This window comes from Hymenobacter sp. FMD4 (assembly GCF_058932745.1).
Map to the genome: position 1 here is coordinate 109,008 of NZ_JBZYWH010000005.1, position 20,633 is coordinate 129,640.

12 protein-coding genes are annotated in these 20,633 nt (G+C 59.1%); 4 read left to right on the forward strand and 8 right to left on the reverse strand.

Annotation, left to right across the window (positions count from 1 at the left end):
• Nucleotides 1-108: 108 nt before the first annotated feature.
• From AC5FXY_RS07255 to AC5FXY_RS07265, 3 genes are all read right to left on the reverse strand, one after another.
• Nucleotides 109-7,065: a DUF8696 domain-containing protein gene (locus AC5FXY_RS07255; RefSeq protein ID WP_493555986.1), complete on the reverse strand. Its 6,957-nt coding sequence runs from the start codon at nt 7,063-7,065 to the stop codon at nt 109-111.
• A gap of 335 nt (nt 7,066-7,400) precedes the next feature.
• Nucleotides 7,401-7,763 (reverse strand): hypothetical protein, encoded by a 363-nt coding sequence (locus AC5FXY_RS07260; RefSeq protein ID WP_493555987.1) that lies wholly within the window; start codon nt 7,761-7,763, stop codon nt 7,401-7,403.
• Nucleotides 7,764-8,128: 365 nt separating this feature from the next.
• Nucleotides 8,129-8,455, reverse strand: coding sequence for a hypothetical protein (locus AC5FXY_RS07265; RefSeq protein ID WP_493555988.1), 327 nt, complete (start codon nt 8,453-8,455; stop codon nt 8,129-8,131).
• Between the two features lie 147 nt (nt 8,456-8,602).
• Between AC5FXY_RS07265 and AC5FXY_RS07270 the strand changes: the two genes are divergently transcribed.
• Nucleotides 8,603-9,367 carry a hypothetical protein gene (locus tag AC5FXY_RS07270; protein WP_493555989.1) on the forward strand — a complete coding sequence of 255 codons (765 nt, stop codon included), beginning with the start codon at nt 8,603-8,605 and terminating at the stop codon, nt 9,365-9,367.
• 48 nt (nt 9,368-9,415) lie between these two features.
• Here AC5FXY_RS07270 and AC5FXY_RS07275 read toward each other — a convergent pair whose 3' ends face one another.
• From AC5FXY_RS07275 to ispF, 5 genes are all read right to left on the reverse strand, one after another.
• Nucleotides 9,416-10,801 (reverse strand): LutB/LldF family L-lactate oxidation iron-sulfur protein, encoded by a 1,386-nt coding sequence (locus AC5FXY_RS07275; RefSeq protein ID WP_493555990.1) that lies wholly within the window; start codon nt 10,799-10,801, stop codon nt 9,416-9,418.
• 117 nt (nt 10,802-10,918) lie between these two features.
• Nucleotides 10,919-12,619, reverse strand: coding sequence for a M28 family peptidase (locus AC5FXY_RS07280; RefSeq protein WP_493555991.1), 1,701 nt, complete (start codon nt 12,617-12,619; stop codon nt 10,919-10,921).
• Between the two features lie 145 nt (nt 12,620-12,764).
• Nucleotides 12,765-14,420 carry a M28 family peptidase gene (locus AC5FXY_RS07285; RefSeq protein WP_493555992.1) on the reverse strand — a complete coding sequence of 552 codons (1,656 nt, stop codon included), beginning with the start codon at nt 14,418-14,420 and terminating at the stop codon, nt 12,765-12,767.
• Nucleotides 14,421-14,519: 99 nt separating this feature from the next.
• Nucleotides 14,520-16,196, reverse strand: coding sequence for a M28 family peptidase (locus AC5FXY_RS07290; protein WP_493555993.1), 1,677 nt, complete (start codon nt 16,194-16,196; stop codon nt 14,520-14,522).
• A 116-nt stretch (nt 16,197-16,312) separates the two neighbouring features.
• Nucleotides 16,313-16,792 (reverse strand): 2-C-methyl-D-erythritol 2,4-cyclodiphosphate synthase, encoded by a 480-nt coding sequence (ispF, locus tag AC5FXY_RS07295; RefSeq protein WP_493555994.1) that lies wholly within the window; start codon nt 16,790-16,792, stop codon nt 16,313-16,315.
• A gap of 280 nt (nt 16,793-17,072) precedes the next feature.
• Here ispF and AC5FXY_RS07300 point away from each other — a divergent pair, with 280 nt between their 5' ends.
• The 3 genes from AC5FXY_RS07300 to AC5FXY_RS07310 are packed head-to-tail and all read left to right on the forward strand — an operon-like array spanning nt 17,073 to nt 20,529.
• The gene (locus AC5FXY_RS07300) at nt 17,073-17,708 is read left to right on the forward strand and encodes a TetR/AcrR family transcriptional regulator (protein WP_493555995.1); all 636 of its coding nucleotides are present in this window, start codon (nt 17,073-17,075) and stop codon (nt 17,706-17,708) included.
• A 34-nt stretch (nt 17,709-17,742) separates the two neighbouring features.
• Nucleotides 17,743-19,284 carry a TolC family protein gene (locus AC5FXY_RS07305; RefSeq protein ID WP_493555996.1) on the forward strand — a complete coding sequence of 514 codons (1,542 nt, stop codon included), beginning with the start codon at nt 17,743-17,745 and terminating at the stop codon, nt 19,282-19,284.
• Between the two features lie 51 nt (nt 19,285-19,335).
• Nucleotides 19,336-20,529 carry an efflux RND transporter periplasmic adaptor subunit gene (locus tag AC5FXY_RS07310; protein ID WP_493555997.1) on the forward strand — a complete coding sequence of 398 codons (1,194 nt, stop codon included), beginning with the start codon at nt 19,336-19,338 and terminating at the stop codon, nt 20,527-20,529.
• The last annotated feature ends 104 nt before the right edge of the window (nt 20,530-20,633 follow it).

The window sequence follows — 20,633 nt, forward strand, 5'->3', positions numbered from 1 at the left end:
GCAGCAGGCCTGCCCCAATCTACCTGCGCTCAACTCGGGACGACTGAAGAAAAGTAAAAGCCCCGCCGGCACTGCCGGCGGGGCTTTTCACAAGGGGTATGTGGCTGCTTACTGCTTTACTACGCGTACGGTGCTGGTCTGACCCGCGGAGGTCAGGCGCAGCACGTAAGTACCGCTTGGTAGCTGTTCCACACGCTGCAGCGGCAGTTGCTGCACGCCCGATACCAAGCTGGCCGACTGGCGCAGCACCACGCGGCCCATTGCATCAAACAGCTGCAGCTCGGAGGCACCCGCTGCCGGGCTCACCACTTCCACTGACAGCGTGCCGAGGAAGGGGTTGGGCCAGGCCGTCGCGCTCAGCTTGACAATACCTTCAAACGTCAACGTGCGCGGGCCAAACAAAGCGTCCGTGCCGTTTTGGTCGAGCTGGCGCAGGCGGTAGTAGCGCACACCTTGCTTGCTGGCCTCACGGTCGACAAAGCGGTAATGGCGGGCCGTAGTCGAGTTCGGCGCCTCGCTGGCCACAAAGCCCAGCGTGCGATACGTGCGGCCATCCAAGGACACCTGCACTTCAAAGCCACGGTTGTCCTTTTCCTGCGCCGTGCTCCAAGTGAGCAGGGCATCGGCGCCCTGGCGCTTGGCTTCAAAGGAAGTCAGGCTGACGGGGAGCGGAGCGGCCTCGTCCGAGCCGGTAAACTCGCCGAAGGCGGTCAGGCCAGTTTGCACCAGCGTATTGGCTGTGGCATCTAGCGCGGCACTGGGGTAGAACTCATACAGGCCGGTGGCCGGGTCGCGGCGCGAAAGGCGCAGGCTCGGCTCAGCGTCGATGGTACCCAGCAGCGCATCGTCGTAGTACAGCGTCAGGTCGTAGGTGAAGTCGCTGCCATCGTTGCTCCCCGTTACCGCGAGGTAGCTGTTCATATAGCGGGCCGAAGCCAGCGGGTTCAGCGGATTGGTGCCGGGGTAATACTTCACCGCCCAGGTGCTGGGCAGCGTACCCGTGGTGCCATACGTGATGCTGGCCACGCGGCGGCCGCCGAAGAAGAAATCCTGCGTCGCGCCGGGGGCGTACGGCCCTGTGGCCACCAAATTGGCTGGTGTAGCCGTCGGAGTAAGTTGGTAAGCACCCAGATCCGGGGCGCCGGCTGCCACCGTCGTCGGGCGGACGTTGTCGTTCAGGTCCTGGCTTACCACCATTATCTGCACCCCGGTACCGTTGAGGTGGAAGCTGTTGGAATGGGCTGGGTTGGGCATCAGGTTGGTTGCCGATGTAAAGGCCGGGTCGCCAGTCATCGAGCTCTTGTCCTGACCGGTTGCCGTTTGCCAGGCTATCAACGAAGCGCTGCTGGCGCCGTTCAAGCGGCCCACAAACTGAGCCGACAAGGCGGCCGTTCGGGCTGCATCGCCCGAGCGCACATCGTACAGATTGTAATCAATGCTCACGAAAGGGGAGGTAGCCCCCGTTACGTACACGGCATAGTTGGTGCCCCCGCCGTTGGTGGAGAGGTCGGAAGTCGTCTGTACGTTGCTGAACACGTTGTTGCGCACGTTCACATTGGCCGCCGCCGAGTCGACGTACAGGGCCGCCGATACTTTCCCGGCGTAGGAGTTGTCGGGTCGGTCGCCGCTGAGCTGCACCGAGTTGTTATACACCTCGTAGCCATTGCCGCTGAATAGGCCAATGCCCATCAGCTGGTAGCTGGGGCTTCCGGCGCTGGTCGAGCCGTCGCCGTCGGCCAGCAAGTTGCTCACCGCGTTGTTGCGAATCACGATGCCAGTGGCGTTGAGGCCCGGAGCCACCGAGATGCCCCGCACGCCGTAGCCGCCCGTACCCGTATACTGCACGCTGCGCACCGTATTGCGGCTGATGAGCGCGCCAGTAGTACCGCGAAGCAACAAAATGCCCGACACGGTGGTGCCGCTGCCGGTACGCACGTTCTGCACCGTGTTGTGTGTCACTTGTACGCCCGGAGCCTGTTTTACCACGATACCGGCCACCGTTACGTTGGTAGCAGCTGAGCTCGTAGCTACGCCCACCACGTTGTCGGCAATAATGAGGTTGTCGTAGGGCGCGCTGCCGGCCGCTTCCGCATCAATACCGTAGGCCACCCGCTCAATGCGGTTGTTAAGCAGGGTGTTAGCATCGTTATTCAGCCCGACGGTGGCGGTGGTAGTACCCAACAAGGCAATACCCACTTGGTTGTTGCTGGTGCTGTTGCTGCCGCCAGTCAAAACCAGGTTTTTTACCGTGTTGTGAGTCGCGCCGTTTGTCGCATCCACGCTGGCCAGCCAGATTACGGTGGCGTTGGTAGCAACGGAGGTATTCGTCACGCTCAGGTCGCGGGTGGTGCCACCAGCAGTATTGGAACCGTCCAGCGTTACATGGTCGGCACCATTGAGCTTGAAGATGGCCGTAGCCGCGCTGCCCGTGATGGAGGGCGTGACGCCCACTGCGGGTTTGAAGGTGATGGAATTTGTAGCGCTGGCACCGACCACGGCGTTAACGACCAGTGGGAAGGTTTCGTCGGGGCCGTAAGCAGCGTCGGTGAGCGAGAATATGACGGCACCTGCCACGCCAGCAGCGTTCAGGGTGTTAACGGCGCTGGTGAGTGTACCGAACTGCTGTCCGCTGCCCACCGTGTAGGTCCCGATCAGGACCGGGGCAACCAGGCGAGTCGAGGCGTCGTTGCTCGTTAGCTCATCAGCATTGCCGTTGGGCAGGCTGGTAGTCGCTACGATGGTGTAAGACAGGCCACCCACTGAGAAATCAAAGGTGCCCAGCGGCAGGTTGGCCGAAGTAGCGCCGGGTGCCAGGTTTAATCCCGTGAAGGTTTGAGAAGCCTGCGCGGCTCCGTTTACCGTCCACGCCATTGTTACGGCGTCAAGCGTCGCTAGCCCGAAGTTTTTCACTTGCACCGAAACAGGCTGCACTGCCGGGCTGAACGGCGCTACTGGGTCGACAATGGCCACTACCCCGGCATCGTTCATTGTTTGGCTGATGATGCTGATGTTGTCGAGGTCCACGTAGTAGTCGCCGGCGCCGCGGGTCACAGCAAATCGCACCTGCACTTTCTGCCCGGCGCTGAGGCCCGGCAGCGGAATGCTGGCATAAGTGTAGAAGCTGGTGCTAGCCGTGCCCGTGCCGTTGTAGTTGGTGTTATCGATGGTGTACACCGGCGTGAAAGGGCCGCCGCACACGGAGGTCTGCACTTCCACTTTGTCGTTGGCTCCGAAGGACGTGCCGGCACCGCCGCTGTAGTTCACGAAGCGGGCGTCAAAAGTAAGTAGGTTCGTAGCTGAGGCCGTTGGGCCCAACACCGGCGTTGTGGCCGAGGCCGTCGGGTTACTCCCATACACATTCACGCGCAGGCCGTAGCTGCCCGCAGCGCCACCGTTGTTGGCCGAGGTGCTGGGGCTAAAGCCCGAAGCTGTAAAATTGGCCGGCAGGCTGCTGCTGTTGAAAGGCTGCACGTACGGTAAGGCTGCTTGTGGGGCCGTAGTGGTGCGGTTCTGGGGGGCTAGGGCATCGTTGCTGGCGTTGCCGTCGCCGCTAAGCTGCGTGGTCGCGGCAAACGTATAGGTGCCCACCGCCGACATGTTGAGCTGGCCTACGGTAAAGTTTTGCGTGCCGCCCGGCGCAATAGTGCCCGTGAAAGTATTGTTCAGCGTTTGCGTCAGAGCGCCGCTCACCTCCACGCTGACCGGCACGTTGTTCAGAGCCGCCGTGCCATAGTTACGGATGGTCACCGTCACATCCTGGGTCGCGGAGCCACAGTTTCCTGCCGGGGCTACCAGGGCCACGATGCCTGCGTCATTGCTGGCGGGCGTTACGATGTTGACGTTGTCAACATCGAGGTAGTAATCCAGGGGCGTGGTGGGTGAAGTAGAGGCCACTAGGCGTACGAGTACCGCTTGGCCGCTGCTCACGCCCGTCAGGGGGGCGCTATAAGTAAAGAAGTTGGTGCTGGCCGTGCCCGTGCCGTTGTAGTTGGTGTGGTTGATGGTGTACACCGGCGTAAAAGAGAGGCCACAGTCCAGGGATACCTGCACTTCTACTTTGTCGTCGCTAGTCAATGCAGTGCCCGCACTGCCCGACCAGTTCGTGAAGCGGGCGTCAAAGGAGAGCACCGGCGTACGGGTGCCAGCCGGACCCAGCAGAGGAGTAGTGACCGTGCCCGAGGAAGTACTGACTCCAGCGTAGAGGTTCACGCGCAGGCCGTTGCCGGTGCCGTTGCCAGCGCTGGAACTCACGCTGAAGCGCGAGGCAGTCCAGCCGGTCGGTAGGGTGGTGCCAGCGTTAAAGTTCTGCACGAAGGGCAGCGTCGCTGGGGCCACAACTGTGCGGGTTACCGCTGGCGTCAGCGCGTCGTTGCTGGCGTTGGCGTCGCTGCTGAGTTGTGTGGTCGCATTGAAGGTGTAAGTGCCCACCGCCGACATGTCGATCTGGCCTACGGTAAAGTTTTGCGTGCCGCCCGGCGCAATAGTGCCCGTGAAAGTATTGTTCAGCGTTTGCGTCAGAGCGCCGCTTACCGTCACCTGCACCGGCACGCTGCCGATATCGCCGCTGCCGTAGTTGCGGATGGTCACCGATACGTCTTGGGCTGTGGAGTAACAACCCGTCGAAGCCGGCGCGACCAGCGCCGTAATGCCTACGTCGTTAGCCGGAATTTCTTCCACCAGCAGGTTGTCCATGCCAATGTCGGTAGCGCCAAAATCCGAAGTGGCCCGGAAACGGATAATGCTGGTGGCGGTGGCAACGGGTAACGCAAGGGATTGGCGCGTCCAGGTGCTGGCGGTGGAAAGCGAGAGCAGCGGCGTAGCGGCGAAGGTTTGCCCGCCGTCGGTGGAGAGCAGCACGTCCAGCTTGTCACTGCCGCTGGTGTTGATGTAGTCGAAGAGCAGGCGCTTGTTGGCCGCCGAACCCAAATTCACATAAAGATCCAGCGTGCCCACCCCGTTGGCCGGCGTGTTGTAAGAGTGAAAACGGGCCGAGCGGGCCGAAGTCGCTCCGCCAGCGTTGCTGCCGACGGGAGAATAAGCTCCCGAAGTGCTTGTCCAACTGGCTGCCGTCCCGTCGTTGTCGGCCCGCCAGGAGCTATTACCGCTGATAGGCGTATTCAGCCAGAAGGCATCGGGCGTGTCGCGGGTGCTGCAGTTATCTGTCCAGGCCGCTTCGAAGCCCTGGGTGTAGGGCAGCGTGGCGTAGGCGGCAGGAGGGGAGCAAGCTGTTAGAATGGTGATGGTGGCCGGCTGCGAAGTTTGGCTGCCACCGCAATTACTCACCACCGTCACGGTGTAGCTGGTATTGGGGGCAAGGCCTGTGAGCGTGAAAGCCGGACCCGTAACCGTCGACGACGTAGTGGTCGGCATAGTCGTTACAGTGTAGTCGCTGGCGCCGGTGGCCCCCGTAAAGGTCAGGCTAGCCGAGGTCGTCGTCAGGCTGGTGACAGTGAGGCCAGTAACTGCCGGGCACGATACAAAGCTTACGCTGACGTTGTCGAGACCTATATCAGTAGAGCCGAAATCTCCCGTCGCCCGGAAGCGGATAACGCTGGTGGCGGTGGGGTTTGGCAAAGCCACTTGCTGACGCGTCCAGGTGCTGGCGGTGGAAAGCGAGAGCAGCGGCGTAGCGGCGAAGGTTTGCCCGCCGTCGGTGGAGAGCAGCACGTCCAGCTTGTCACTGCCGCTGGTGTTGATGTAGTCGAAGGTGAGCGTGGCTGTGCCCGTACCGCCGCTCAGGTTGGCGTACAAGTCAAGGGTGCCGACGGAGGAAGTAGACCAACTGTGAAAGCGGGCCGAGTGGGCCGATGCCGTGCCGCCCGCGTTGCTGCCCAGGGGCGAATAGGCGCCAGAAGTATTAGTCCAGACGCTGCCGCCGTCGTCGCTGCGCCGCCAGGCGTTATTGCCCGTGAGGGGGCTGACCCGCCAGCTATTGTTGGGCACATCCCGAGTGCCGCAAGTACTGGCCCAAGCATTTTCAAAGCCCTCCGACAGCGGCAGAGTGGCATACGTTGGGGTCAGTATCGTGACAGTAGCGACGCCTGAAGTTGCGGTATTGCCGCTGCAAGTCACCAAAGCACGGTAATACCGCGTTGCAGACAAGGCGGGCGTAGTATAGGTCGTCGTGGTGCCTCCGGTGCCGGTGGTTACGTTGGCGAAATTTTGGTTATCAGCTGATTCCTGCCATTGATAAGTGAGCCCGCTAACGCCCGAACTTGCTCCTGAAAGGGTAATGGACGTCGATGCTCCTGGGCATATGCTGCCGGTGGTTGCTACGGCGTTGCCCGCATTGGGAGTGCCAACGCAAGGCATTGGTGGTGCAAAGGTGTAACGAGTGCCTGCTGGTAGCGCTGCTGTGTTGAAATTATTAGCACTGCTGGTGCTGGTGGTAGCGGTTCCGGAAGTCGTTGTGGTTAGGCTTAAATAGCTGGTTGTGGAAGTCGCCAGCCCGACGGTGTAACCGCCGCTGTTGGTGTTAGTAGCTCCGTAAACGAAATCCACAGCGTTGCTGCTTTCACTGAGCCATACCTGAAATCTGGCGTTAGCATTACCCGACGTGCTGCGTGGAACGGTTACAAACCACTCCACAACCAGCTTGCGGTCAGGCGCAGAGCCTAGTAATCTGAAATGTACTTTGCCTCCGCCCGCGGCTGCTCCTGTGTGCAGATCATCCCAATAGGCCGCAATTTTTGGGTTGTTAGCAGAGGAGGTAAGTGAATTGGTCCAATCGGTGCCTACCGCAGTTGCCCCGAGGCGCATTAAGCCATTGGAGTTAACTGAAAACTGGGTGTATGCTGTGCCGCCGTAGCTAAAAGAGAAGCCAATGTTGGTTACCGAGGAAGCAGCATCATCTTGGCCAGAGCCGATTAGCTGGGTACTACCAGTCATGTCCTCCAGCGTTCCACTGGTAGTTTCATTGAACGTGTAAGTAGTCACGGCCTGCGCCCAGGCGCTACCTGCGCTGCTTATTAGCAGCAACAATACGCCTAGCAGCCAGGCAAGGCGCTGCCCCAACGGGTCAGGCTTGTGAGTAATGGAGGGAAGAGAGGGTAAACGTGTTTGCATAGAATGTGGTTAAGGAAGAAAGAAAAGCAAAGGGTTATAGCTCCGCCGGCAGCCTTGAGTAAGGCGCTGAAAAGCAGCAATGAAGCGTTTGGGGCAGTAGAACAGGAGCCGCTATTCTGAACCCGCCAAGGGTTACGGCTCTACCGTCGGCACATCGGCCGGATAATCAGGGCGTAGCGACGGGTCATGTCTCGACGAAAGTGCGGGTGAAACTTTGCAGAAGGACCGGGGTGGGGCAGGTAAACTAAGGGTTTTCAGCGTTATATAGTAATTCCAATGTGTGGTTAATGAATCTTCTTGCGAATAGTAAAATAAATATATAATAACTTATATTATCAATGGATTGGTTTGACTTCCGGAGCTGCGGTTATTTGCGCTATGTAAGTCAGGGTCTTATCGTAGCGCTTGCGTAACTGGTGGTAATGCCGCCAGGCCGCGTCTCTATCGGCCAACATCTTCAGGCCTTGCGCCTGCAGACGGTCGTAGGCTACCATAAACTCCAGTCGCGTAGGTTCTTCCAGCGAATCGTTTCCATTCAGCAGCTCGGAGGGGTGGCTGTGCGCTCGTTCCTGAAAGAAGCTGTAAATGCGGTTAATGGTGATGCAGCCGGCCTTGAAGCAAAGCTCCATCTGCCGGCTTGGAGGCTGGTCTACTGCGCTGAGGACCAGGGCCGCCGTGTCCAGTACGGTTCCGGCCACCGTCACCCAGGACCGGCCCGGTTGGGGGCGAGCGGAAAAAGGACAGCATGGGCAATGACGTATGGCTTTCTTCCATTTCGATAAACCATTCTTCCCAACGGAGCCACTGCTCGTCGTTGGAAGCCAAGGAACCAGAGCGGTTCAGCTAGGAAATAAGCTGCAGGGCCGAACTGGGCTTGCCGGCCCGAAGCTCCAGTTGGGATACCCCAACTCGCGGCGTGAAAAGGCTTGGTAAATGGTGGGTAAGTAGGAGATAAGCAGGGTCAGTAGCAGCAAGCCCAGCGTGACTTCCGAATAAGAGAATACGGCTGCCACGAGCCCCCGCGGTTTCATGGAGCCCAGGGTAGCAGGCTGTTGTTGCTCAGCTAATAGCACAGGCTCAACGAGCCTTCGGCCAAGGCCCAGAATATGCCGGTGTAGGCCACCGATAACATACCCAACCACAAGATCGGCAATGCCACCAACGAAACCGGGGCATACAAAGCCAGCACCTGGTCGCGGCGGCCGTAAGTACGCAGCAAGGCCGCTATGATATCAAATACAGATCGGATACCCCGAAATACCCAGTTGCTGATCAGCACCGATTTGTTGCGCGGCAGCACAAAAGCGCGAATAGCAGCCGACAAAGTAAACAGCACCATGCCCACGCCTACGAGCAGCACGGCACCGCGCAACAGTAATTCCCAGGGCATCAGCAAACAGGCAAAGAGTGTGGGGCTTGTACGGCAGGCGCCCGGCACAGTTGAGGCACAAAAGTTGCTCCCCGAAGATGTGATGCGCCGCCGTAAGCGGCCCGTTAGCTTTGCCTGTCTCTGATCCAACCCTACTTCCCTCGTCCCATGGCTACCCTCGATTACCGGCGTCATTTGTCGTTGGCTCTGCTAAGTGCTGCTTTAATAGGTTTGGCCAGCTGCTCTTCCACCAGCAGCATCAGCATGAAAGTGCCCGATCAGCTAGCTACGGCCGCGCCTCTGAATGTGGCCCGCAAGCAGGGCTTCAAGCACAGATACCAGTTCGGCGAATTCGCCACTTCTAAAGTGAAGCCCGGCTGGACAAGCACCTCCACCCGCTCGTATGGCACCTGGCTGCCCGTGCCGGCGTGGTACGACCAAACCCGGGCCAGACGCAAGTTCTCGTTTGCTATGCAGCCCGTAGCCGGCACCGCCTGGCAGGTAAAGGGCGCCTATTACTCACAAAGCAACAATATGAGCCTAGCCCCGAACGAGAACAGCCGGGTAGGAGTATCCCTGCATCAGGAGGAGATGTACAGCAGCATTATCGAGGCGCCTAATCAGCGGACCTGGCAGTTGGTGCTCGAAAGCAAAAATCAGATTGGCAACCGGCCGCAGTTTGCGCAGGGCAGCCTCAGCAACGGCGACACCTTGCTGTTGGTGCGTCCCATTGCTCAGCTATTGCGCCGCGATGGCCGCGCCATGTTTCCCTTGGGCGTGCCCGTCGGCTACGAGTTTGTGCGGCCGAACGGCTCTGTGGTAGCAGCAGTAGAACTGATAGCCCGTGGGCGCGTGTGGCTGGCCCCTTCGCTCACGCCTGAAGTGAGGGGCCCGGTAGCGGCGGCCGTTACTTCCATGCTCATGCAACCGTAAAAAAGGGTAGCCGCAATAAAAAACGGCCGGGCTTAGCCCGGCCGTTTTTTATTTTTGCCGCTCCTTCCACAGCTCCCGGAAGGATTTTGGGGCCAGCTGCACCGCCTCGCGGCGCTTGCTCCAGCCGGTTTGGCCCAGCAAGCGGTTTAGCACCCAGCGTTTGGCTGCCAACGGTGCTATGCCCCAGGCCCAGCGGTGCTTCATGCCGTAGAGCCAAAGCTTGATACCCCGCTCTTCCTCCTTATCGTTGAGGTGCTGTTTTACGGCCTGCTGGCGGTTGAGCAGCAAGATGTTGTGGATTGGAATGCGTACCGGGCACACCGAGGAGCAGGCACCGCACAGCGAAGAGGCATAGCTCAGGTGCTTGTTATCCGCCAGTCCGCTCAAATGCGGCGTGATGATTGAGCCGATGGGGCCGGAGTACGTCGTTTCGTAGGTGTGGCCACCGATGTTCTTGTAGACGGGACACACGTTCAGGCAGGCGCCGCACCGAATGCATTGCAGCGCCTCGCGCTTGTCGGGCTGGGCCAGCAGGTTGGTGCGGCCGTTGTCGAGCAGCACCACGTACATCTCGTCGGGGCCGTCCTTTTCCAGGGGCTGGCGCGGGCCCAGGTACACGGTGTTGTACACGGTGAGCTGCTGGCCGGTGCCACTGGTGCTCAGTAGCGGCCAAAACAAGTCCAGGTCCTGCAGTGTCGGAATCAGCTTTTCGATGCCTACCACCGCAATGTGGGTGCGTGGAAACGTGGCCGACAAGCGGGCGTTGCCCTCGTTTTCAGTTACCGCTACGCCCCCCACATCAGCCACCAAGAAATTGCCACCCGTAATGCCCACCTCGGCCGAGGTGTATTTACCGCGTAGCAGCTTACGGGCCGTGTACACCAGCTGCTGAGCGTCGTCGGTGGGCTGAATCTTCAGGTGCTTGACGAAGATGTCGGCAATGTCCTTTTTGGAGAGGTGCATGGCCGGCGTCACGATGTGGTAGGGCCGCTCCCCGTTCAGCTGGACGATGTACTCGCCTAGGTCCGTTTCCACCGATTCCACCCCGTTTTGCTCCAGATAGTGGTTCAAATGAATTTCTTCGGTGGTCATGCTCTTGGCCTTCACCACCGTGCGGGCCCGCTTGCGCTGCACAATTTTGCCGATTTCCGTCAGGGCTTCCTTGGCATCCTGCGCCCAAATGACCTTCCCGCCGCGGCGGGTGAAGTTTTCCTCCCACTGCAGCAAATACTGATCAAGGTTGTTGACGATCTGTGCTTTGCGGTACGCAGCACGCGAGCGGGCCAGCTCATGGTCGCGGTACCACCCCAGGCCCGTCTGCACTGCGGCGTTGTACTTGCCGATGTTGAAGCGGATTTTGCGCCGGTGCTCCAGGTCGAAGGCCTTCGCATCGGAATCGAGCAGGAACTGGGAGGATTTGGTGGCCGTGGGCATGGGATAGGCGGTTGGAGGAGCCCGCAGAGGGCGCCGGAGTAACGCTGGAAAGCGCCGAGGTCGTTCAACGAAGCAGCGGCTTCCGTGTTGCGGCGGAGCCTGCTGCGGGAAATTTACTTAGGGTTTCGCAGAATCAACCACCGGCCGCTGCTCTTGGTTGGCCAGTTCCCAGGCAGTGTGGAATACCAGCCGCGCCCGTTGTTCCAGCTTGCCGAACTCAATCTTGTCCACATCGTCGGTAGCCTTGTGATAATCCGAGTGCAGGCCGCTGGTATAGAAGATGACCGGAATGCCGTGGCGGGCAAAGTTGTAGTGGTCGGAGCGGTAGTAGAGCTGCTCCGGGTCGTTCGGCACGTTGTAGCGGTAATCCAGTTTCAGGCGGGTGTGGCGGGCGTTGGCGGCCTCGTTAAGGGCGTGCAGCTGCGAGGAAAGCTTATCAGAGCCAATGATGTATAAGTAATTGCCCTTGCCTGAGTGTTCGGGCGCCGTGCGGCCCACCATGTCGATGTTCAGGTTGGTGATGGTCTGGCTCAGGGGCAGCACCGGGTGGCCGGTGTAGTAGTCGGAACCGAGCAGGCCACGTTCTTCGCCGGACATCAGCGCAAACAGCACGCTGCGGTGCGGGCCGTGGCCGGCAGCTTTGGCTTGGGCAAAGGCCTCCGCTATTTCCAGCACCGCCGTTACGCCCGAGCCGTCATCATCGGCCCCGTTGTATATCGTGTCGTTCTGAATGCCCAGGTGGTCGTAATGGGCCGAAATCACCAGCACTTCTTCCTTCTTATCGGTGCCTTCCAGAAAGCCCAGCACGTTTTCGGAGGCCAGCTCCGTGCGGGCTTGCGGAATGTGTACGCGGAGTGAGGGCAGGTTCATGGGTGCCACGGGCGGGCGGCCGTCGCGGTAGCTACTGAGCACGTATTCGCCCAGCGCCGGCGCCGGAACGCCCAGTAGGGCCGCTCCCACGTCCATAGACGTCAGGTAAGTACCGATGCCAGTAGGCGGCACGTCGGTCAAGAGCAAGCCGCTGACGGGCTGGGCCACGCGGTCCAGCAGTTCATACCCGGGCTCGGTCAGCTGCTCGGTCATGCTGGCGGCCATGGCGCTGAAATCCTGGGCACCAGCAAAGGTGATGATGAACACGCTGCGGGCGCCCTTGTCGCGGGCCCAGGCAGCTTTGCGGAACATGGAGCCCCACTCGCTTTCCTGCTTCGAGCCCGACAGCAGGTAATGGCCGCGGCCGTCGGTAGGCTCGCCCTGCACCAGCACCACGTCTTTGCCGCGCACGTCGGGCTGGCCGGCGTAGTCGTTGTAGCGTTCTGTTTCGATGCCAAATCCCAGAAATACCGGCGCAGCCTTGGTTTCGGTGCGAAAAGCCGAAGGTCCGAAGCCTATAAAGTCGCGCCCAGCTTCAAATACCTGTTCCCGATCCGGTGCGCCCACGCGCAGGCGGCCTGGGCCATCGAGCGCGTAACGCAACAGGCCGAAGGGCTGCAGGTACGCATTGCTGGCACCCGTCACCGGGCCCTGCAGACCCAGAGCCGCAAACTGCTTCGCCAGGTACTCCGCCGCCATTTTCTGACCCCGCTCACCGGTGGCCCGGCCTTCGTAAGCATCAGAAGCCAACTCCGTGAGGTGGCGGGAGAGGTCGGCGGCCGTAATACTAGCTGCGTGCGTGGCCGCCTGATTTATTGGCGCGGCCGGCGTGCTGTTTTTGATCTTGACTTTGACCTTGCGTTGGGCGTAAGCATCGGGCCCAAACAGGCTGGTGGCGCAAGCCAATAACGCGTACAGTAAGTAAGGAGAAAGTGAAGCTCGGCGCATTCTGCAACGGGTATGAACAACCGAAGGTCGCATGTTCAGGATGGATAGTTGGCTGCGGCCTAAAAAACACCGGCCGGTCGGGCTGCCAACTGGCAAGCCCGACCGGCCGATTGCGGCCCCAGAATGGAGCTACTAAGCTGCTCGGTTACGGTTTGTTGGAGTCGACCACAATGCGCTGGTCGCGGTTCAGCAGCTCCCAAGCCGTATGAAATACCAGCTGCGCCCGCTTGGTCATCAGCGGAAACTCAATTTTGTCGACGTCGTCGGTGGCCTGGTGGTAGTCGGCATGGTCGCCGGTGGTGTAGAAAATCACCGGCACCTTGTGCTTGGCGAAGTTGTAGTGGTCGGAGCGGTAGTACACGCGCTCCGGGTCGTTGGGGTCATTGTAGCGGTAATCGAAAGCCAACTGGGTGTACTTTTTGTTGACTTGCTCGCTGATGGCGTGCAGCTCCGACGACAGTTTGTCGGAACCCACCAGGCACACGTACTGGTCGCCGGCCTTATGGTGGTCATCGGTGCGCCCGATCATGTCGATGTTCAAATCGGCAATAGTTTGGGTGAGCGGGAACACCGGATGATCGGTATAAAACTCCGAGCCGAACAGGCCTTTCTCCTCAGCTGTCACCGTCAGAAACAATACGCTGCGGCGCGGGCCGTGGCCGGCGGCTTTGGCTTGCGCAAAGGCTTCAGCCATTTCCAGCACGGCTACCGTGCCGGAGCCGTCGTCATCGGCACCGTTGTACACCTTGCCGTCGATTACGCCTACGTGGTCGTAATGGGCCGAAATGACCAGCACTTCGTCCTTCTTATCGGTTCCTTCAAGGAAGCCCATCACGTTTTCGGTGGCGAAGGTTTCGATTTTTCTGGGTGTGCGAATGATTGTCTGTTTGGGGCTGTGGGAAAGTTTCGCAGGCTTTCCAGTGGCCGCTATATCCGCTTGGTACTTGGCTATTGCTTCTGCATTGGTGCCAAGTAATTGGTATCCAGCAATATGAGAAAAGGTTAGTGAAAGAGCCCTAGGCGTAGGTGAAGCCTGAAGAGTACCAACCTTATTAATCGTAGGACGGCTTAGAAATACACGGTGACGCTTAATTATTTCTGCAAACCTATTAGGGTCAGTATCGATGTATATAACACTCCGAGCTCCTTTCTGAGTAGCCAACTTTTCTTTATCCGAAGCGTCTTTACTCCACTGAGTCGGCTTGCCATCCTTGCTTAGTATAGGACGGCCATCTTGCATGGGTTCCCCCTTAAGCATGACGACATCTTTTCCGCGTACATCAATGCCTTTGTAGTCGGAATAGCTTTCCTGCTCTATACCATAGCCCACAAATACTGGCTGCAGAGTAGTTTCCTGTTCGAAGGGTAAAGAATTGTACCCAGTGTAGAAGTCCTCCAGCCAGCGGTACGACTGCTTACCAATCTGCAGCTTCATTTTGCTGACATCCCACAGGCTGCGCTCCAGCGTGAAGTACTGTACGAAGGCATTATCGGACTCTTTGATCGGGCCGGTCAGCCCTAACGTGGCAAACTGCTGCGCCAGGTATTCGGCGGCCATTTTCTGGCCTTTCTCGCCTGTTTCGCGGCCCTCGTAAGCATCGGAAGCCAGCACCGTGAGGTGCTTGCGCAGGTCCTCCTGCGTGATGGTAGCCGCATAGATGAGGGCCTGATCCGTAGGCGCCGCGGCGGGTTTCTCGGTTTTGACTTTCGTCTTGACTTTGCGGGTTTGGGCCGAGGCTGCGGTGGCCAGGGTGGCTCCGGCCACGGTAAGGGCTAGCGCGTAGCGGTAGAGGTGTCGCATAAATGCTAAAGGAATTCAGTAGGCAGAGCCAAAAAGAAGAATGGCTGACCACCAGGCAAAGCTACCTGACAATCAGCCATTCTTCTTTAAATTATTCAGTTAAGGCTTATTGGAGTCGACTACGATGCGCTGCTCGCGGTTGCCCAGTTCCCAGGCGGTATGGAACACCAGGCGGGCACGCTTTTCCATTTTCGGAAACTCGATTTTGTCGACTTCATCGCCGGCACCGTGGTAATCATCGTGCACGCCGTTGAAGAAGAACGCCACGGGGATGTTGTTTTTGGCGAAGTTGTAGTGGTCGGAGCGGTAGTAGAAGCGGTTCGGGTCGTTCGGGTCGTTGAAGCGGAAGTCCAGGTCCATGGTGCCGTTCTTCTCGTTGGCTGCCAGCACGATGTTGTGCAGCTCCGACGACAGCTTGTCTGAACCGATGACGTACACGTAATCGGCCTTGCCTTCGTGCTCTTTATCCGTGCGCCCAATCATGTCGATGTTCAAATCGGCAATGGTTTGGGTGAGCGGGAACACCGGATGATCGGCGTAGTACTCCGAGCCCAGCAGGCCTTTTTCTTCGCCGGTTACCGTCAGGAACAACATGCTGCGGCGCGGGCCTTTGCCCTCTTTTTTAGCCTGCACAAAGGCTTCGGCCATTTCCAACACAGCCACGGTGCCGGAGCCGTCGTCGTCGGCGCCGTTGTGTATTTCGCCGTTGATGATGCCGATATGGTCGTAGTGCGCCGAAACCACAATGATTTCGTCTTTCTTATCGGTGCCCTCCAGGAAGCCCATCACGTTTTCGGTGGTGAAGGTTTCGCGCTTCTTGGGTGCTTTCACCACCAGTTTCCCTGGCTTGAGCGTAGAGTTGGCCGGTTTGCCCGTCTGCCCCACGCTGGTTTCGTACTTGCGTACAGCCGCTTCGGTAGTGCCCAGCAGCTTGGCACCTAAGGCCGGCGACACGAAGAACGCAGCCGCGCGCTGGTCCTTCTTGGCATCCACGAAGTTGATGCTCGGGCGGCTCAAGTACGGCGCCATGCGGCCAGCCGTCTTGCTGAAGTTGTCATTGGGACTGAAGCTCACGAAGAACACCGAGCGCGCCCCTTTCTGAGTCGCCATGGCCGATTTGGCGCGGTACTCGTTGCCCCATTTGCTGGGGGCGCCGTCTTTGCCCAGCAGCGGCTTACCGTCCTTGGTCGGCTCACCCAGCAGGATGATGAGGTCTTTGCCTTTCACGTCGAGCCCGGCGTAGTCGCTGTACCCGTCCTGCTCGATACCGTAGCCCACGAACAACGGCTGTAGGGTGGTTTCCTGCTCAAACGGCGAGTTGCCGTAGGCGTAGAAATCCTGCATCCACTTATAGGTCTGGGTGCCCACTTTCAGCGTGGCGTCGCCGGTCCAAGTGCTGCGCTCCATGGTGAAGCGCTGCATGTAAGGGTTGTCGGAGTCCTTTACCGGCGCAAACAGGCCTAAGTCTTTGAAGCGGTTGGCAATGTATTCGGCGGCCATTTTTTGGCCTTTCTCACCGGTTTCGCGGCCCTCATAAGCGTCGGAGGCAATCACCGAAAGGTGCTTGCGCAGGTCTTCCTGCGTGATGGTGGCCGCGTAAGTGGCCGGCAGGTCGATGTCGGGCGTGGCAGTAGGGGCAGTCGGCGTGAGTACCGACGACTCCACCTTCTGCTTCATTTTTACCTTGCGCGTCTTGCGCGGCGCATCCTGCGCCACGGCCGAGCCCGCGGCTACGCAGGCCGCCAGTAGCAGGGCATAAAAGGCTTTGTGGGACATAAGCAGGCAGCCCGAAGGCTGTATGGGGAATAATTGGGAGTGAAAAGCTGAGGGCTAAGGGCAAAGACAGGTCCAAACGGTGGAGGTTGCGCCGCGGGTCGCGCGTACCCGTGGACTTAAGACTGTACTATTAGTACGGTAGCGTAGGCAGCCACGCCCTCTTGCCGGCCCACGAAGCCCAGCTTTTCGGTGGTGGTAGCCTTGATGCTGATATCGTCTTCCGACACGCCCATCACCTCTGCCAGCACTTTTTGCATGGTTGGAATGTGCGGGTTCACCTTCGGGCGTTCCAGGCAGATGGTCGAGTCGATGTTGCCCACTTGGTAGCCCCGCTCGCGCAGCAGCTGCATCACGCCAGCCAGCAGACGCTTGGAGTCGATGCCTTTGTACTGCGGATCGGTGTCGGGGAAGTGGAAGCCGATATCCCGCAGGTTGGCCGCGCCGAGCAGCGCGTCGCAGATGACGTGGATGAGCACGTCGGCGTCGGAATGGCCGAGGGCGCCGTGGGTGTGTTCGATCTGAATGCCGCCCAACCAGAACGGCAGACCTTCCTGAAGTTGGTGTACGTCGTAGCCGAAGCCAGTACGGATGCGCATGAGAAGTAGGAGAGTAAAAAGTAAACCGGCGATGGGCATCGGCCCGAAACCATGCCCAAGGTACGCAGGGCCGCAACAATGCGGTAGGCAGTGGACTGGCAACGGAAGCGCTTGCCAAAGAGAGTTAAAGAAATATTAACACAGACTATAAAGTATAGCCTATGCTTATCCGACTACGATTTCATCGGTGGAACCTCGCATCACATAATTATGTAGGTGAAAAAAGACGTGGAAACTTTGGATTCAACGAAAGTTTCCTTTGTAACTTTGTGGCGTGAGTATGGAAACCAAGGACCGGATTCTGCAGACCGCCGTCGAGCTATTCATGCGAAACGGCATCCGCAGTGTATCAATGGACGACATCGCCGCCCAGCTCGGCATGTCTAAAAAGACCCTCTATAAGTGGTTCGATAACAAAGACCAGATCGTGCTGGCCGTCATGCAGCAGCACTTGGTTCAGGAGGAATTGGACTGCGAAAAGTGCTTTGCCAGCGGACACAATGCTTTGGAGGAGATGTACAACCTCATGCAGTGGCACAAGACGATGCTCTCTACCGTGCACCCGAGCATCTTCCATGATCTGCAGAAATACTACCCGCAGGCTTGGGCGCTGTTTGAACAGCACAAGAACACCTTCATTCTAAGTAAGATATCCGAAAACCTACAGCGCGGTATGGCAGAAGGTCTGTTTCGCCCCGACCTCGACGTGGAGGTACTATCCCGCCTGCGGTTGGCCGAAATCGAGCTGATGTTTGACGGGCGCATATTTCCACCCCGCCAATTCGACTTACAGCGCCTGCATATAGCCACCGTCGAGCACTTTCTGTACGGCATCTGCACACTGAAGGGCCACCGCCTCAGCAACCGCTACCGTCAGGTAGCGGAGCCGGAGGAAGCCGATGAAGAAATCAAGTAAGATACTTCGCTCTCAACACCCATACTATATCGCAATGAAAAAAGCGTTCCGCCTATTGCTACTACTGGTGGCACTGGGCTTCCTGGGGCTACACGAGCTACTGGCACAAACGCCCTCCAAGGGCCAACCAGTGGCCACTGCCACGCCAATGGCGCTGAGCTTGCAGCAGGCCATTGATTACGCGCTGCAAAACAAATCCACCCTGCAGGCCACTCGCATCAATGAGAAAGTGGCCCAAGCCCGCGTGGGTGAGATTCGCTCGGCCGGCTTGCCGCAAATCAACGGTGCTGCCACCGTTACCGATAACTACAAGCTGCAGAAGTCGCTAGTTGACTTTGGCGCTTTTGGCGGACCGCAGCTGGCCGGTGCTACGCTGACTCAGAACGACATCAACGCCGCCCAGAATGGCCAGCAAGTGACTCTGCAGCCGGCGTACCGCGAAGCTACCCCGACGCCGCCCCAGCCGCTGGCTTTCGGCCTGCAATGGCAGGGAAATGCTTCGGTTCAAGCTTCGCAGATGCTGTTCAACGGCTCGTACCTGCTGGGCCTGAAAGCTGCCAAGGTATACGAAGCCCTATCGGTGAAGCAGACGCAGCAAAGCGAAATCGATGTGATGGAGCAGGTCTCGAAGGCCTACTACAGCACCTTGGTGGCCCGCGAGCGGTTTCAGCTGTTGGCCCGCAACGTACAGCGCCTCGATACGCTACTTTACCAAACGCGCCAGACCTTTAAGGAAGGCTTCGTGGAGAAGCTTGACGTGGACCGCTTGCAGGTGCAGGTGAACAACCTCAAGATCGAACAGCAGAATGCTCAACGCCTCGTGGATTTGAGCGTGGCCCTGCTGAAGTTCCAGATGGGACTCGACCAACGCCAAGCGTTGACACTGACCGACAACCTCGACGGGGCTGTGGTGGATGCCGAAGCAGAGCGCCAGCGCCTGCTTAATGGCACCAGTACCGATTTCAACTACAGCAACCGCATTGAGTACTCGGTGCTCGAAACCCAGCGCGATTTGGCCGTGCTCGACGTGCGCAACCGCCGCTCGGGTTACCTGCCCACGCTCAACGCCATTGCTGGCTACGGCTTTATCGGTTCCGACCGCACCTTGGGTGGCCTGATGGAATTTCGCGGCCCGAACTCGCGCGCCGAGACCGGCTTCATCAACCAGAACTGGTTTGGCTTCGGTAACGTGGGCCTGCAACTGACCATCCCCGTGTTCGACGGCTTCCGCAAGCGGTACAGCATCGAGCAGGGCAAGCTGGCACTGGAGCAGGTAAACCACGGCTTCACCACCCTGCAGCAGGGCATCGATCTGCAGCGTGCCCAAACGCAAACCACCCTGCAAAACTCGTTGGACGTGCTGGCCAACCAGAAAGCCAACCTCGATCTGGCGACCAGCGTGGCCCGCGTAGCCAAAATCAAGTTTCAGGAGGGCGTAGGCTCCAACCTGGAAGTGATTACGGCCGAAACGGACCTGCGCCAGGCCCAGACCAATTACTACTCGGCCCTGTACGATGTGCTGGTGTCGAAAGTCGACTTCAACAAGGCGTCGGGTGCTCTGACGTCGGGTAAATAGGCGGTTAGCGCCTGATTCTCCATGCAAACGCTCCCCGCGGACCCTTCAACCATGAAACGTTCTTCTCAGCAGGCTCTGGCTAACCGCACGCTGTTTTCCGCTACCCGAACCATGAAATCCACTACTTCGGCCGCTGTACTGACCCTGGCCTTCCTGGCTGCCTGCGGCGGTGCCAAAGACCCGCAGGCCGAGCTGGCCGAACTGCGCAAAGAACAAGCGGCTACACAAGCCAAGATTGCCGAACTCGAAGCTAAAGCTGGCCCGGCGAAAGGCGCAACCATTGCCGCTACGCCGGTTTCCGTAATCAACGTGCAACCTGAAAGCTTCACCAGCTATCTGGAAGTGCAAGGCCGCGCCGATTTTGACGAAAACGCCAACGTGTCGCCCCGTGTGCCGGGCGTCATCACCAACATCCGCGTGCAGCGCGGCGACCGGGTAAGCAAAGGTCAGGTACTGGCAACGCAGGATGCGGCCGTGCTCGAGTCGGGCATTGCCGAGCTGCGTACCCGCCTCGACCTCGCTCGGACCGTGTACGAAAAGCAGGACCGCCTCTGGAAACAGCAGATCGGCACCGAGGTGCAGTACCTGCAGGCCAAGAACAATTACGAGGCGCTGCAGCGCAGCCTCGCTACGCAGTTGCAGCAGCGCGCCATGTACAACGTGGTGGCTCCCTTCAGCGGGACCGTGGATGATGTACCGGCCAAAGTAGGTGAGATGGGCAACCCCGGCATGCCGGTGGTGCGCCTGCTCAGCGGCTCCGGCGGCAAGCTGGTAGCCGATGTGTCGGAGGCTTACGCCAACGGCATCAAAGCGGGTGATAAAGCCTTGGTAGACATTCCGGACCTCGGCGTAACCAATCTGACCTCCACGGTACGTACCGTGAGCCGCATCATCAACCCGGCCAGCCGCACCTTCTCGGTGGAATTGCGCCTGAACGGCGAGGAAGCCAAGCAGCTTCGCCCGAACATGACGGCTACCGTGCGCATCCAGAACTACAACAAGCCCAGCACCACAGTGCTGCCGGTAGACCTGGTGCAGAAAGACGAACAGAACAACTACGTGTTTGTAATAGAGGACAAAGCCGGCAAGAAAATAGCCGCCAAGCGCGTGGTGCAAACCGGCGCTACCTACAATGGCAAAACGGAAATCACCGGTGGCTTGAAGCCCAACGACCAAGTGATTTCCGCAGGGTATCAGAACCTCAACGAGGGCCAGACGGTGGCCCTTGCCGGCCGAGCCGGGTAAGCTGGCGCACAGCGCGGGGCCCGGCTCAAATGCCGGCAAGCTGCCAGCTTAGGTTGGTAATGGCTTGCGCCTTGCCCGGCCCAAAACGTCTCACATCCTAGCTT